The sequence below is a fragment of the Aquitalea sp. ASV15 genome (genome assembly GCF_016429115.1).
Classification (GTDB): Bacteria; Pseudomonadota; Gammaproteobacteria; order Burkholderiales; family Chromobacteriaceae; genus Aquitalea; species Aquitalea magnusonii.
Map to the genome: position 1 here is coordinate 37,011 of NZ_JAELTZ010000017.1, position 14,750 is coordinate 51,760.

At 62.7% G+C, this 14,750-nt stretch carries 13 protein-coding genes; 4 read left to right on the plus strand and 9 right to left on the minus strand.

Going from position 1 to position 14,750, the window contains the following annotated elements:
• Window positions 1-23 precede the first annotated feature (23 nt).
• Complete coding sequence (locus JHD64_RS09710; protein ID WP_110313845.1) at window positions 24-1,172, plus strand: PP2C family protein-serine/threonine phosphatase; 1,149 nt, start codon at window positions 24-26, stop codon at window positions 1,170-1,172.
• Window positions 1,173-1,241: 69 nt separating this feature from the next.
• Here the strand turns inward: JHD64_RS09710 and JHD64_RS09715 are convergent, their stop codons facing one another.
• The 3 genes from JHD64_RS09715 to JHD64_RS09725 all read right to left on the minus strand — a co-directional run bounded on the left by JHD64_RS09715 (window position 1,242) and on the right by JHD64_RS09725 (window position 4,351).
• On the minus strand, window positions 1,242-1,940 hold the full coding sequence (locus tag JHD64_RS09715) for a DsbA family protein (RefSeq protein WP_199053104.1): 699 nt from the start codon (window positions 1,938-1,940) through the stop codon (window positions 1,242-1,244).
• Window positions 1,934-2,812: an MBL fold metallo-hydrolase gene (locus tag JHD64_RS09720; protein WP_199053105.1), complete on the minus strand. Its 879-nt coding sequence runs from the start codon at window positions 2,810-2,812 to the stop codon at window positions 1,934-1,936. The genes JHD64_RS09715 and JHD64_RS09720 overlap by 7 nt, the downstream gene beginning before the upstream one ends.
• A gap of 315 nt (window positions 2,813-3,127) precedes the next feature.
• Entirely contained in the window at window positions 3,128-4,351 is a 1,224-nt protein-coding gene (locus tag JHD64_RS09725; protein WP_199053106.1) for a diguanylate cyclase, read from the minus strand.
• Window positions 4,352-4,689: 338 nt separating this feature from the next.
• On the opposite strand from JHD64_RS09725, the gene JHD64_RS09730 reads away from it, so the two are divergent.
• Window positions 4,690-5,613 (plus strand): LysR family transcriptional regulator, encoded by a 924-nt coding sequence (locus tag JHD64_RS09730; RefSeq protein WP_199053107.1) that lies wholly within the window; start codon window positions 4,690-4,692, stop codon window positions 5,611-5,613.
• On the opposite strand, the gene JHD64_RS09735 is transcribed toward JHD64_RS09730, so the two are convergent.
• Window positions 5,607-6,548, minus strand: a complete 942-nt coding sequence (locus JHD64_RS09735; RefSeq protein ID WP_199053108.1) for a GlxA family transcriptional regulator — start codon at window positions 6,546-6,548, stop codon at window positions 5,607-5,609. The two genes, JHD64_RS09730 and JHD64_RS09735, sit on opposite strands and share 7 nt — an antisense overlap.
• Before the next feature lie 238 nt (window positions 6,549-6,786).
• On the opposite strand from JHD64_RS09735, the gene JHD64_RS09740 reads away from it, so the two are divergent.
• The gene (locus JHD64_RS09740; RefSeq protein WP_199053109.1) at window positions 6,787-7,314 is read left to right on the plus strand and encodes a cysteine hydrolase family protein; all 528 of its coding nucleotides are present in this window, start codon (window positions 6,787-6,789) and stop codon (window positions 7,312-7,314) included.
• Window positions 7,315-7,389: 75 nt separating this feature from the next.
• Here JHD64_RS09740 and JHD64_RS09745 read toward each other — a convergent pair whose 3' ends face one another.
• The 5 genes from JHD64_RS09745 to JHD64_RS09765 form a co-directional block, all read right to left on the minus strand.
• A complete protein-coding gene (locus tag JHD64_RS09745) occupies window positions 7,390-8,916 on the minus strand; it encodes a fumarate hydratase (RefSeq protein ID WP_059286723.1) in 1,527 nt (508 codons plus the stop codon).
• Between the two features lie 149 nt (window positions 8,917-9,065).
• On the minus strand, window positions 9,066-9,986 hold the full coding sequence (locus JHD64_RS09750) for an Hpt domain-containing protein (protein WP_199053110.1): 921 nt from the start codon (window positions 9,984-9,986) through the stop codon (window positions 9,066-9,068).
• 244 nt (window positions 9,987-10,230) lie between these two features.
• On the minus strand, window positions 10,231-11,955 hold the full coding sequence (locus JHD64_RS09755; RefSeq protein ID WP_199053111.1) for a diguanylate cyclase domain-containing protein: 1,725 nt from the start codon (window positions 11,953-11,955) through the stop codon (window positions 10,231-10,233).
• A 3-nt stretch (window positions 11,956-11,958) separates the two neighbouring features.
• On the minus strand, window positions 11,959-12,996 hold the full coding sequence (locus tag JHD64_RS09760; RefSeq protein ID WP_370540947.1) for an extracellular solute-binding protein: 1,038 nt from the start codon (window positions 12,994-12,996) through the stop codon (window positions 11,959-11,961).
• Between the two features lie 222 nt (window positions 12,997-13,218).
• The gene (locus JHD64_RS09765; protein WP_146216025.1) at window positions 13,219-13,410 is read right to left on the minus strand and encodes a hypothetical protein; all 192 of its coding nucleotides are present in this window, start codon (window positions 13,408-13,410) and stop codon (window positions 13,219-13,221) included.
• Here JHD64_RS09765 and JHD64_RS09770 point away from each other — a divergent pair.
• On the plus strand, window positions 13,409-14,611 hold the full coding sequence (locus tag JHD64_RS09770) for an ammonium transporter (protein WP_199053112.1): 1,203 nt from the start codon (window positions 13,409-13,411) through the stop codon (window positions 14,609-14,611). The two genes, JHD64_RS09765 and JHD64_RS09770, sit on opposite strands and share 2 nt — an antisense overlap.
• The last annotated feature ends 139 nt before the right edge of the window (window positions 14,612-14,750 follow it).

A 14,750-nucleotide genomic window follows, 5' to 3' on the forward strand; every position in this document is an offset into this window, starting at 1 on the left:
CCTCCCCGCACAAGGCTTGTTGAATGACCCGCGCGCTGACCATCCTGGTGGCCGAAGACAGTCCGACCTCCCGTCAGATCCTGCTCGACTACATCCGTCTGCTTGGCCATGAAGCCGTGCCGGTGAGCAATGGGCAGGAGGCGCTTGCATACTGCCAGCAGCAGCGGCCCGACGTGATCTTCATGGATGTCACCATGCCGGTGATGGATGGCTTTGCCGCCACCGCCGCCATCCGCCAGCTGCTGGGTGAACATTGGATTCCCATCATCTTCCTGACCTCGCTGTCGGATCGCAGCCAGCTGCTGCGCGGCCTGGCCATGGGGGGAGATGACTACCTGACCAAGCCGATCGATCTGGACATTCTCACCGCCAAGCTGCATGTGCTGATCCGCATATCGGAAATGCAGCAGCGCATCGCCTCGGACAGTGAGCGGCTGGAAAACTACTACCGCACCAACGAACAGGAGCAGATGTTTGCCCAGATGGTGCTGGACCGCTTTACCCGCCGCGCCGAGCAGACACCGCCCAATATCCAGCAATGGCAACGCCCGGCGATGAATTTCAGCGGCGACACCATCTGCATCCGCCGTTGCCAGCCGGGGCTGGACCGCATCATGCTGGCCGACAGCACGGGGCATGGGCTGGCGGCAGCGATCTGCGGTCTGCCCGCGGTGGACACTTTCTTTGCCATGTGCGACCGCAACCTGCCGGTGCAGGAAATTGCCCGCACCATCAACCGCAAGCTGCACACCATCCTGCCCATCGGCCGCTTTGTCGCGGCCGCCATCATCGAGGTGGATTACCAGCTGCAGCGCATTGCGGTGTGGAATGGCGGCATACCCTGTGCCATGTATGTCGACCGCCAGGGCGAGGTGCTCAAGTCCTTTGGCTCGCGCTCGCCGCCACTGGGCATTCTGCCGGACAGCGCCTTCGAATCCTCGCTCGACTATTTCAGCTGGCCGGATGGCGGCTCGCTCATCGTCTGCTCCGACGGCGTGACCGAAGCCTATGACGACGACCGCCAGCCTTTCGGGGTGGATGGCATTCTGCGCGCGGTAAGCCAGGCGCGTACGCTGGACATCCAGGGTTCCATCACCCATGCCGTCAACAAGCATCTGGCCGGGCGGGAAAACCACGATGACATCTCGCTGGTGGTGGTTCGCTGCCAGTAATACCCCGCCAGCAAACAAGAAAGCCGGTCACCGCCAAACAGTGACCGGCTTTTTTCATGGTGAAACGACTCAAGCGCGCGGTGGTGTGCAACTTTCCGGGGTGCAGAACACGGCAGCATCCTCATCGGTGGCCACCAGCTCGCCCAGCAAGGCTGCGACAAAAGCCTGCGGCTGCCCCAGCCAGGGTGAGAGGTCCACGCGCTGCCACTGGCCCTGCTGTTCCAGCAGCAGGCTGGGGAAACCGCTCAAACCAGCCTGCTGCATCAGCTGGCGGCTGTCGGCGATATGTGCCGCCACCTTTTCCATCTGTTGTTCCAGCTCTCGGGCAAATGCGGTGGCCGGCAGGCCCTGCTCTTCTGCCAGCGCCTGCAACACCTCGGTTTTGGCGATTTGCCAGCCGCGCTGGTAGTGCGCCTGCTGCAGCGCAGACAACATTTTCAGCGGCGGCAGACCCAGCTGCGCGGCGGCGAGAATGGCGGCGGTTGGCGGGGTGGAATCAAACACCGCGTTGTGATCGCGCAGCAAACCCTCAAAGTAAGCCTCGCCAAACGGCAGGCCGGTCATCCTGGCAATGCGCTGATCATGCGGCATCACATAGTCACGCAGCGCCGGGGTAACCGGCTGGCGGTTGGCTCCGCTCATCATGCCGCCACCATGCAAGTGCAAGGCCAATTGCGGCTGGGCCGCTGCCGCTTGCAATAGTGGCGAGGCGGCATAGCACCAGCCGCACAGCGGATCATAAAAATAATGCAGGGTAGCTGTTACCATTTCATCTCGCCTTTGTTGACTTTGGCACCGATCTCCAGCGACATGGCCTCACCCGCCTGCGGGAAAGCCTGCTGCATGCGCTGGATCAGCTCGCCACTATTGGCCGAGGCGGCCAGATTCTTTTCAAACTGCTGCAGATAGTCGCGGGTAAAGCGCAGGCTGGCCACACCGGTGGGGGCATTGGCTGCCATGTGGCCAGGGATGACCTGTGCGGGCTGCAGCGCTTCCATTTCATTCAGCTGGGCCACCCAGGCCTGGCGTTCCTGCTTGGTCTGGGTATCTGCCGTCCACACGTGCAGGCCGGAAACCACGCCGACATTCCCCACGATGGCGCGAATCGACGGAATCCACACATAGCCGCGGTGGGCCAGCGGCCCGGTGGTGCCGCGTACTTCCAGCACCTGGCCTTCCAGCATCAGCTGGCTGCCGGGCAAGGCATGCGGCAGTGCCAGCGGCGCCTGGGGTGCATTGGCGCCCATTTTCGGGCCCCAGAACGCCTGCTTGCCAGCCACATTGGCCTTGATCCTGGCCAGCGTCGGTGCGGCGGCGACCAGCTCGGCCTGCGGGAAAATCTGCTTGAGCACGGTGGCACCGAAGTAGTAATCGGGATCGGCCTGGCTCACATAAATGGTTTTCAGCTGCTTGCCGCTATCCAGCACGCGGGCGGCAATGCGGTAGGCATCGGCACGGGTGAAGCCGGTGTCGATCAATACGGCGTCTTTTTCACCGCTGACCAGTACCGAGGTGACATTAAAGCTGTTGTCGTCGGCCTGGTAGACCGACAGCTTGAGCGGTTCGGCGGCGTGGGCCAGCGTGCTGCCCAAGGCCAGGGCAAGTGTCAGCGGCAGGAATTTCAAAGTGGCAAGCTGCATGTGTATCTCCGGAATGGTGGCGGGCATCTGCCGCGCGGGTCATTGATGGAGTGCACTTTAGCGTCAAAAACAATGCAGATATACCCATTGAACTGGGCAATATTGTTTCATAAATAGAGCAAATGGCCAGCGCGCCGGGTAGCGGGCGACTGGCAAAACAGCTTAAGTGCGCCAATGCCGACACGACAAGGGGTCGATGCCAGCGCAGGCATTGCCGAGCCGGTTGATGCAAGGCAAGACCATGGTTGGACAGGTGGTCGCAAGCAAGGGAGTTTGACGCAGCGCCACCCAGGCGCGGCCAAGCCGGAAGGGGGCCTAACCGGCAAGCGGCTGACAGGAGTGCATGGCCACGACCTGATTACGCCCCTGGCGCTTGGCCTGGTAGACCGCGGCATCTGCCGTGCTCACCAGCCAGTCGGGCTGCTGGTTGATGCTGGCATGGGCAAGGGCAATGCCGATGCTGATGGTCACCACCGTGCTGCAGCCGGATGAGGGATGCGGCAAGGCCAATGCCTCGACCTCGCTACGGATCTGCTCGGCCAGCGCCATGGTCTGTGACAGATTACAGCCACGCAGCAACAGGACGAATTCCTCACCACCATAGCGTGCCGCACACCCTTGCCTGGCCGATGCATGACGGCTGATCACCTGCGCCACCTTGATCAGGGTCTCGTCTCCCATCTGATGGCCCTGGCTGTCGTTGTAAAACTTGAAGTAATCCACATCGACAAACAACAGGGCGATGTCCTCCTGCTGCTGCAGCCGCCTTTCCCAGAAAGCGTGCAGTTGCTGGTCGAAATAACGCCGGTTGAACAGGCCGGTCAGGCCATCGACGGTGGAAATCTGCTGCAGATACTTGAAGCCCTGCTGTAACTGGCGGTGATCGCGCTGCAACTCCAGCGCCAGCAGATAGCTGCGCCGTTCTTCCTTTTGCAGCTGGAACAGGCCGAGCAGGCCCAGCAAAACACAGGAAACCAGCAGGATGAAGATGAGCGAGCGTGCTGCCTCGTCGAGAAAATGCAAACTGCACAAGACCCAGCCCAGATAAGCCAGCGAAACAACACAGCTCAGGCAGGCCAGACGGAAGGGAATGCGCAATCCGAACATCATGAACACCAGGCACAACATGACCCCGCCGTAGTAATGCTGCGCAGTCGGCATGTGGCTGATGGAGAAAAACCAGGTCAGCCCCAGCACGAAGGCGGTGCTGGCCAACACCACGGAATATTCGTAGTAAGGCTGGAAAGGCCGCCAGAAACTGCAGGCGATGGTCAAGGCGGCAAAACCGGGCAGCCACAGCCAGCGCCAGATCCATACCCGCTGATAGACATCCGGCAGGTAGAACCGGTCCACCAGGCCGTACAGCATGAATACCACGATGCCGATGGCACCAAACAGGCGGTAACGCCGCATGCGATGCGCGGCCGTATCCTGCTGGTAGATTTTTTCCAGCAATGGCGGCAACCGCAGCTGGTACCAGGGCTGCTGGTCGGCAATGGCCAGCTCCTGATTCAGGCGGGGGGGCATTTTCGCTACCATGGCACCTCCCGCGGCAACAAGGGGGAGCCTGGCATCCATTCGAGATTAGACATGGTGCGATCCAGTGCTTACCGTATGGGTCTGAATAGCGACACAATGCTGAAAACGGCAACGCTGCATGATGGCAACAGCATGCCTGCGGCCAGTATAACGGAAATGCCCGCAGGCCAAGCGCCAGCGCGACAGCCAGGCCGATATAAGATGACAAATGAGCAAATTGCCGCCCTGATTGGCAGTCATGGCTCAAAACCGGCTGCTTACTGCTTTTTATCATCCGGTTTGGCACGATGACAAGCCGGTGAGTGATAGCAGGGGCAGCGCAAACAAAAAGGAAAGCGATGGACCGGCTGATTGCCATGCAGGTATTTGTTGAAGTCGCGCGCCGCGGCAGTTTTACCGCCGCCAGTGAAGAACTGGAACTGAGCCGCGCCATGGTGACACGCTATATCGCCGAGCTGGAACACTGGCTGGGCGCGCGCCTGTTGCAGCGCTCCACTCGCAAGGTGACGCTGACCGATGCCGGTGCCAGCTGCCTGGCACGCTGCCAGCAGATGCTGGAACTGGCGGCGGAAACGCGCGAAGAAGTGGGCCTGCGCGATGGCCAGTTACGCGGTCAGCTGCGCATCACCACCAGCATGTCCTTCGGCATGGCCCAGCTGGCGCCGGCCATCAGCGATTTTCTGGCCGAACACCAGCAGATCCGCATCGACCTGCAATTGGGCGACCGCGCGCTCAACCTGATCGAAGAAGGCATAGACCTGGCCATCCGCATCACCAATGACCCGGAGCCCGGCCTGATCGCACGCCGGCTGGCCGATTGCGCTTCGGTCATCGTGGCCGCTCCCGCCTATCTGGCACAGTACGGCCAGCCGCAGCAGCCCGCTGATCTGGGCCAGCACCACTGCCTGAGCTACAGCCAGTTTGGCCGCAGCGAATGGCGCCTGCGCCGCGGCGAAGAACAAGCCGTGGTCAAGGTACAGGGCCGGCTGAGCGCCAATGAAGCCGTCGCACTGCTACAGGCCTGCCGCCACGGTGCCGGCCTGGCCATGCAGCCCTATTATCTGGTCAAGCCGCTGCTGGACAGCGGCGAGCTGGTGGCTCTGCTAGCAGACTGGCAGCCCGTCAGCATGGGCATTTATGCGCTCTACCCCTCGCGCCGGCAGTTACCGCTGGCCATGCGCACCCTGCTGGATTTCCTGCAGCAGCGCTTTGCCCCCACCCCGCCGTGGGAGCAGCCTGTTTCAGCAGCGACCGCTTACTGAAAATTCTGCCGCCACTGGCTGGGTGACAGCGCATAGCGCTGGCGAAAGTGGTGGCGCAGGGACTCGGGCGAGCCAAAGCCTGCCAGTTGGGCAATCTGTTCAATATTGTGGTCGGCACTTTCCAGCAGGCGTTGGCTCAGCGCCAGACGCTCGTCCAGCAACCACTGGCTGACCGTGCGCCCGGTCAGTTGCCGGAAATGGCGGGTAAAACTGCGCCGGCTCATCGCCGCCCGCTGGGCCAGGCTGTCCAGGCTGTGCGGCTCGGCCAGATTGGCCCTGAGCCAGTCCAGCAGTACCGCCAGCCGTGAATCACCGGCACTGGCCGGCAGCGGCTGCTCGATAAACTGCGCCTGCCCGCCCTGACGGTGCGGCGGCACCACCAGCCGGCGGGCCACGCTATTGGCCAGTTCCGCGCCATAGCGCTGGCGTAGCAGATGCAGGCAGCAATCCAGCCCGGCTGCCGTGCCGGCTGAGGTCAGCATCTGGCCATCCTCGACATACAGCACCGCCGGGTCCAGCCGCACCCGTGGGTAGCGGCGGGCAAAGTCCTCGGCATAGGCCCAGTGGGTGGTGGCGGCACGCCCATCCAGCAAACCGGCCTCGGCCAGCACATAGGCACCCAGACACAGGCCGACAATCTGCACCCCGCGCGCCGCCGCCTGCTGCAGCGCCAGCAACAAGGCCGGTGGCACCGGGCGACCAGCCTGCCAGCTGGGCAGGATGATGATGTCGGCAGCAAGCAGTGCTTCCAGACCATGCTCACAGTGGATGCTGAAACCGGCACTGGTGCGCAGTTCGCCGGCTTCCGCGCTGCACACCCGCAAGTCAAAGGCCGGCAGACCGGGATGGGCATCGCCAAACACCACGCAAGGCACCGACAGGTGAAAGGGGCTGATCTGGGCAAAGGCGACAAGGGCAATGACGGGAGCGGACATGGCGGCATACCGGAGCGAACAGGATTGGCCCGATCTTAACGTATTCTGGCAATCGGGCCACTGTAAGCGTTGCTCTGCCGTGCTGATAATAAGAGCTGCTAACAAAACCTCGTAGAGAACCCGGGCCAAGGCGCGCCGCCGCAGACAGTACATGGCGTACGGCAAGGCGGCGCAACGCTCGAGCGAGGGTTTTGTTAGCGGATCTAAGCACCTGACCACCCGCAACCGGAGCATGCACATGACCGCACAAGACAGCGCACTGATCGTGATCGATCTGCAAAACGACTATTTTCCCGGCGGCAAATATCCGCTGTGGAACACTGCAACCGTACTGGATAACTGTGTGGCGGCCATCGAACGGGCCAAGGCACTGGGCATGCCGGTAATCCTGGTCCAGCACGTGGCTGACAGCAGCAAGGGTATCGCCCCCTTCTTCAATGCCGGCAGCGAGGGCGTGGCGCTTCACCCGCGCATTCTGGCCGCCGCGCCACAAGCACCCGTGGTGATCAAGCAGGCCGCCGACAGCTTTTACCAGACCACACTGCAGGCCACACTGGACGGGCTGGGCAGCCGCCAGCTGCTGCTGTGCGGCATGATGACGCAGAACTGCGTGACCCATACCGCCCTGTCACGCGCCGCCGATCAGTACAAAGTTGCCGTGCTGGCCGACTGCTGCACCACAGTGGACCAGATGCTGCATGCCATCGCGCTCAATGCCCTGTCCATCCGCGTGCCACTGCCAACGGCGGCACAAGCATTGGCCTGAAGCTGCCGGTCTGGAACGCAAATGAAAAAACCCGCTGGATGGCGGGTTTCTGCTTGCAACAAGGTAGTTTCAGACTCAGGCCTTGTTGACCGGAATCTTGCCAATCTTGACGCGCCATTCCGCTGGGCCGGTGTTGTGTACCGAGATACCGTTGGAATCGACCGCTACCGTTACCGGCATGTCTTTTACTTCGAACTCGTAGATGGCTTCCATGCCCAGGTCGGCAAAGCCCACCACCTTGGAGGCCTTGATGGCCTTGGACACCAGGTAGGCCGAGCCGCCCACCGCCATCAGGTACACCGCCTTGTTGTCCTTGATGGCTTCGATGGCAGCCGGGCCACGTTCGGCCTTGCCGATCATGCCGAGCAAGCCGGTCTGTTCCAGCATCTGGCGGGTGAACTTGTCCATGCGGGTGGCGGTGGTGGGGCCGGCCGGGCCAACCACTTCGTCACGCACCGGATCAACCGGGCCCACGTAGTAGATGAAGCGGTTGGTGAAGTCCACCGGCAGCGCTTCGCCCTTGTTCAGCATGTCCACCATGCGCTTGTGCGCGGCATCACGGCCGGTAAGGATCTTGCCATTCAGCAGCAGCACATCGCCCGGCTGCCAGCTGGCCACTTCTTCCTTGGTGATCTGGTCCAGATCAACACGCTTGCCATTGCTGGTGTCGTAGGTGATTTCCGGCCAGTCTTCCAGGCTGGGCGGAGCCAGATGGGCCGGGCCGCTGCCATCCAGATGGAAATGGATGTGACGGGTGGCGGCGCAGTTGGGGATCATCGCTACCGGCAGGCTGGCGGCGTGGGTGGGGTAGTCCAGGATTTTCACGTCCAGCACGGTGGTGAGGCCGCCAAGGCCCTGCGCACCAATCCCCAGCGCATTCACTTTTTCGAAGATTTCCAGGCGCAGCTCTTCCACGCGGGACAGTTCGGCACCGCTGGCGGCCTTGGCTTTCAGCTCGTGGATGTCCACGTGCGACATCAGGCTTTCCTTGGCCAGCAGCATGGCTTTTTCCGGGGTACCGCCAATGCCGATGCCCAGAATGCCCGGCGGACACCAGCCGGCACCCATGGTAGGCACGGTGTTGATCACCCAGTCGACAATGCTGTCGGACGGGTTCAGCGCGTAGAACTTGGACTTGTTCTCCGAGCCGCCGCCCTTGGCCGCACAGGTCACTTCCACGCCATCGCCTTCGACGATTTCGAAGTGCACCACGGCCGGGGTGTTGTCCTTGCTGTTCTGGCGCTTGCCAGCCGGATCCAGCAGCACCGAGGCGCGCAGCTTGTTGTCCGGGTTGTTGTAAGCGCGGCGTACGCCTTCGTTGACCATTTCCTGTACCGACAGGGTGGCGTCCCACTGCACGTTCATGCCCACTTTCAGGAACACCACGGCGATGCCGGTATCCTGGCAGATGGGGCGACGGCCTTCGGCACACATGCGGCTGTTGATCAGGATCTGCGCCATGGCGTCCTTGGCCGCCGGGCTTTCTTCATGCAGATAGGCCTGGTACAGCGCGTCGATGTAGTCCTTGGGGTGGTAGCAGCTGATGTACTGAAAAGCATCGGCGATGCTTTGAATGAAATCATCCTGACGGATAACGGCCATGAGAGGTTTCTCCAGCGTAGTGGGCTGTTAGAAGCTGTACACGATCCGCCGCATGAATGGGGCGGCACGGCATGATCGCGGACACGCTCTTAGGAATTGTCGGATTATTTTAGGGCCTTACGCTGCATTGCGCCATGCCTGCACCGGGATTAGGCGTCAATCAGTGGTCCGTCCGGGGCCTCTTGCAGTGCGCTGGCAAACGATTGCAGCGCCTGCTCCAGCGCCCGCAGCAAGCCAGGCAGGCCGGCATGCAGCTGGCTACGGGCAGCCTGCTCCACCTGTGCGGCAGCCTGCGCCAGCGCGCAGGCCCCCACATTGCGGCTGGCGCCCTTGATGCGGTGTGCCAGCAGGCCCAGCGCCTGCAGGTCGCCACTGTGCCAGGCTTGCAGCAGGGCATGCAGGTCGGCCTGCTTGTCGCGCAGGAAGGCCTGCAACAGCGCCCGTTGCTGCGGCCAGTCATCCTGATACAGCATGCGCAGCACACGCGGGTCCAGCACCGGCAGGGATGCCGGCACGGCGTGATCCGGCTGGCCGGCTTCGACCACCTCGGCGCGCAGCTGCACGATCAGCTGACAGCCCGCCTCGCTGCCCGACGCCACTTGCAGCCGGGCAGCACTCAGCCGGGCCAGCCGGCGGATGCTGTGCCAGCAGGCCGGGGGCTGGGCTGCCTTGCAGGCACGGTCTGGCTGCTGCAACAGCGCGGCCAGTGCCGCCGCCGGGCCATCATCCGGCCTGCCGGCGTGCATGATTTCGATGGCGATGATCTGGAACAGCTGTTGCTGCGCCAACAGCTGCGTCCTGAGCAGGATGCCCCCGCTGCGGGTGTAGCGGATGGTGGCGGCGAGCAGCTGCTGCAATAGCTGCGGCAAGGCCAGCGGGTGCAGCAGCAAGGCCGGTGCCAGCGCGGCATCGGTGTCCAGCTGCCAGGCCAGGCCATGCTGCTCGGCCGCCGGGCGGCAGGCCTCATGCACGGTTGCCAGCAATTGCGGCAGACAGGTGGCGATCATGGACTGCCGCTGCGGGCTGGCCCGCCTGGGCTGGCCGGGCAGTGTGGAAGTGGCGCTTCTCATCGGCATCTTCCCTGGGGTGTAAGGTTCGGCCTCTCATGGCGCTGAGGGCCTGTCCAAGCTCTCGCGCCAGCGTGAGACAGGCACTGGCCGCGCAGCATGCCGGCGTTGACCTGCTGCATGCAGCATAGCTTAGAACTGCTGGCAAAAAGAATGGCTGACAAAAAACCTGCAGCGGCGTAGATGGATTCTCGCCCTGTGCTGTCGGCAGCGGCGCGCCCTGCCCGGTGCCAGCGACGCCAGCCGCTCAGCCACAGGGTAAGCTGTTGACTTTGCCGCCACGCCGGCCGGACTTGACATGGTACATGGCATGATCGGCCTCGTTGACCAGCTGCTCGGCCGTGCTGCCATCACGCGGATACAGGCTGTAGCCGATGCTGGCGCCCACTTCCAGCCGCTGGCCGGCCACCGTCATGGCTTCGCTGATGCTCAGTCGCAGCTTGTCTATCAGTTCGCCCAGCGCGTCATCGCTGAAGTTGCCCTGCAACAGGATCAGGTATTCGTCCCCCCCCATGCGCGCCACCATATCGCTGCCGCGCACGGTATGCAGCAGGCGGCGGGCGACGATCTGCAACACCTGGTCGCCGATGGCATGACCATGCAGATCGTTTACTTCCTTGAAGTGATCCAGATCGACAAACAACACGGCGAAGGGCGCGCCATTGCGCTGCGATAGCTGCAACAGCTGCTCCAGCCGCTGGAAGAACAGCGAGCGGTTGGCCAGCCCGGTCAGGCTGTCGTGGTGTGCCAGATAGCTCAGCTCGCGCTGATTGTCGTACAAGCTGGCCATGTGGCTGTTGATCTGTCGCTGCATGCGTTCGAAATTGCGTGCCAGCACGCCGATTTCATCATTGCGTTCCACCGGCAGCACCTGCTGCAGCTGGGTTTCGGAAAAACTGCTGGCAGCCTGGGCCAGGGTGTTGATGGGCCGCAGCATGGCGCGGGCGAACACCACGGCCAGCAAAATGGCGATGATGCTGAAGGCCAGCACCATGTGGATGATGCGCTGTCCCAGCGGCACGGCGCTTTCCAGCACCGCATCCAGTGGCTGTACCAGGCCGGTCACCACGAAGTCGTCGTGATTGCCCTGCCCCACCGGCTGGCGCACAAAGGCCATGACCCGGCCGGCGGCCTGCTGCGGCTGTTCCAGGCCGCTGAGCGCCAGATTGTTGAGCTTGCGCTCGAACAGCGGCTGGGTGGCGGCAAAGCTGTCCTGCATCAGGATGCGCCGCCCCTGCTCGAAGCCGAAGGTTTGCGCCGTGTCGGGATGCACCAGGAAATCGCCCCAGCGATTGGCGATATACAGCTGATAGCCCTTGGGCAGGTCGGCACGCAGCTGGCCCAGCAGCCGCTCCAGATCGAGATTGATCACCAGCAGGCCGCCCGGCTGGCCATCGCTGCGCGGCAGGGGGGTGGCCACCATCAGTCCGGGGCGTCCCTCGGCGTCGTGCGCACCACGCTCGTGATTGACACCGATGGCCGACTGGTAGATCTGCCCGGCCGGCAAGGCCAGGGTTTCAAACACATAGGGGAAATGGCCTTTTTCCTGCAAGTCCTGACCATCCACCCGCAAGGTGAGCCCGCCGGCGCTATCCACCCTGACCAGTTCCAGCCCGTTGTCCGCAGCACCGATCAACCTGACCTGCAAGTATTCGGGATGCAGGGCCAGCATGCCGGCAAAAGCCTGTGCCAGCTCATCGCGCGCCTGCCGGGCAGGGCGGTCGCCATGGCCATTGATCACCTGTGCCACCTGTACCAGCCGCGCCAGCAGCATGGCGTCATCGGCCGCTTCTTCCTCGGCCTGCAGCAGGCGGCGGTTTACCCCGCGCGCCGCCGTCAGCAAATCGCCCTGGGCTGCCGACACCAGCATGGTGCGGTGGGCGCTAAAGGCGTAATAGCCGGTCAGGCCGGACGACAAGATGCCGAACACCGCCAGCAGCAGCGCCAGTTTCACCAGCAGACCGGAGCGCATGATTCAGAAACTCCCCGGCCGGTCGCCGGAATAGATCTTTTGCCACAGTGCTTCGCGCAGCGCGGCGTTTTCCACCGGCTGCAACCACAGCACTTTGGCGCCGGGTTTCAGTTCGTCACTGGCACTGAGGGTATTGGCCAGCCCCTGGCGGGCCGGCAGCAAGCCACTGACCGCCGGCTCCAGCATGTAGTTGATCCATTGCTGCGCCAGCTGGGGTTTGCTGCTGGCTGCCGTCATCGCCCAGCAATCCAGCCAGGCCAGCACGCCTTCCCGCGGAATGGCATAGCCCACATCGGCCCCGGCCTGGCGCAGCGAATTCAGCTGCTGGGTGCCGTAATTGCCAAACATCAGCGCGATCTTGTGGCGGATGAACAATTCGGTTCCCTCTTCCGGCAGGCTGTAAAACGTCAGGACATTGCGCCGCAGCGCAATCAGCCGCTGCACCAGGCGGTCGCGCTGCGCCGCGCTCAGCGCAAACGGCTGTGCGATGCCACTGGCCAGCGCGGTAAACGAGAAATTGTGCTGTCCGCTATTGAAGTCGAGCACCTTGTGGCGATAACGCGGGTCCCACAGCACATTCATGCTGTCAGGCGGCACGGCAAACTGCCGCCGGTCATAGATGATGCCCATGGTGGAATAGGTAAAGGGAACGGCATACAGCCGGCCTTGCTGCTGCAGGCCGGGAATGGCCGCCAGATTGCGAAAGCGTGGCAGCTGGCGCCGGGTATTGGGCAGCAAGGCCGGGTCCAGCGGCTTGAGCAGACCGGCGGCAAAGTAGCGCTGCATTTCGGCGGTATTGGCGGCCAGCACATCGAAACGCGGGCCGGCGACAGCATGCATCTTCGCCCACAGCGCTTCGTCCGAGTCGACAAAGGTCACCTCCACGCTGACCTGGAAGCGTTGCTCGAAGGCATGTACCACATCCGGGTCGGCATAGCCGGGCCAGGCCAGCACCCGCAGCACATCCTTGGCCACGGCCAGCTGGCAACACAGCAGGCAGCCGATTATCCCCGTAAGCAGGCTGTTTTTATTGAAGGCCACGATTGTATTTCTTCTTTTTCAATTCACCGTTTGAATGTAGCTGCTCGTCATGCTTTATACCTAAGTATTTTTACGAAAATTCGCTCGGCTCACGGCAACTGCCGCAGGCATGGCGGCTTGCCGCATGGCAGGGGCCACGGCAGGGTGCAGGCTGCCATGGCAGCACCCCGCACCGCGGCGGTGCCATTTATCCAGAATGCACCAATTAACAGCATAAATACGTCATGAAACACCGTTTTGGTGCATGAACGCACCAGCACCGCCGTCGCCGCCGCCTGCCAGATTCACCGGAAGCGGGCGCAACATCACCATTTTCGGGCGATGGTGATTCAAATTGGTGCCGTCAGCAGCAGGCTGGCACTCCCCTTGCTTGATGCAAGCCCGATAAAAGCCGACAACAACGGGACTCGCCATGCCAAACTCGAATTCACCTTCCGATGTACTGTTCCTGCTGCTGGGGGCCATCATGATCCTGGCCATGCATGCAGGCTTCGCCTTTCTGGAGCTGGGCACCGTCCGCAAGAAAAACCAGGTCAATGCCCTGGTCAAGATCCTGACCGACTTTGCCGTGTCGGCCATTGCCTATTTCTTTGTTGGCTACAGCGTGGCTTATGGCATCAATTTTCTGGGCGATGCCAGCCATATTGCCCAGCACAATGGCTATGAGCTGGTGAAGTTTTTCTTTCTGCTGACCTTTGCCGCCGCCATTCCCGCCATTGTGTCCGGCGGTATCGCCGAGCGCGCCAAATTCCACCCGCAATCGGCAGCTACCTTTCTGCTGGTGGGGCTGGTCTATCCCTTTTTCGAGGGCATGGCCTGGAACAATCACTATGGCGTGCAGGACTGGCTGAGCCACAGCTTTGGCCAGCCTTTCCATGACTTTGCCGGTTCGGTGGTGGTGCATGCGGTGGGCGGCTGGATCGGCCTGGCCGCGGTGCTCAACCTGGGCGCGCGGCGCGGCCGCTACAGCAAGGAAGGCCGCATCTCCGCCCATCCGCCCTCTTCCATTCCGTTTCTGGCACTGGGCGCGTGGATCCTGATCGTCGGCTGGTTCGGCTTCAACGTGATGAGCGCCCAGCGTCTGAACGGCATTTCCGGGCTGGTAGCCATCAACTCGCTGATGGCCATGGTGGGCGGTACGCTCAGCGCCATGTGGGCCGGCAAGAACGACCCCGGCTTCATTCACAACGGCCCGCTGGCCGGCCTGGTGGCGGTATGTGCCGGCTCGGACATCATGCATCCGCTGGGTGCGCTGCTGGTGGGGCTGGCGGCCGGTGGCCTGTTTGTCTGGCTGTTCACCCAGACCCAGAACCGCTGGAAGATCGACGATGTGCTGGGGGTATGGCCGCTGCACGGCATCTGCGGTGCCTGGGGCGGCATTGCTGCCGGCATCTTCGGCCAGAGCGCACTGGGCGGGCTGGGCGGCGTCAGCCTGCTGTCGCAAGTGCTGGGCACACTGGCTGGCATCGCCATCGGTTTTGGCGGCGGTTATCTGGTGTATGCCTTGCTGCGCAAGACCGTGGGCATCCGGCTGGATGAGGAAGAAGAGTTCAACGGCGCCGACCTGACCATCCACCAGATCAGCGCCACGCCGGACCGTGAAACCAACTGGTAAGGCCGGCAAAGGCCGGCCAGGCCTGGCTCTGACCGCATATGGCCGTGCAGGAATCTTGATCCGGCGCAGAGATTGTCCTGTTTGCGCCGGACACGGCCTTACAGCCCGCGCGGGCTCCGCTATGCTGGCTGCAAGCGCT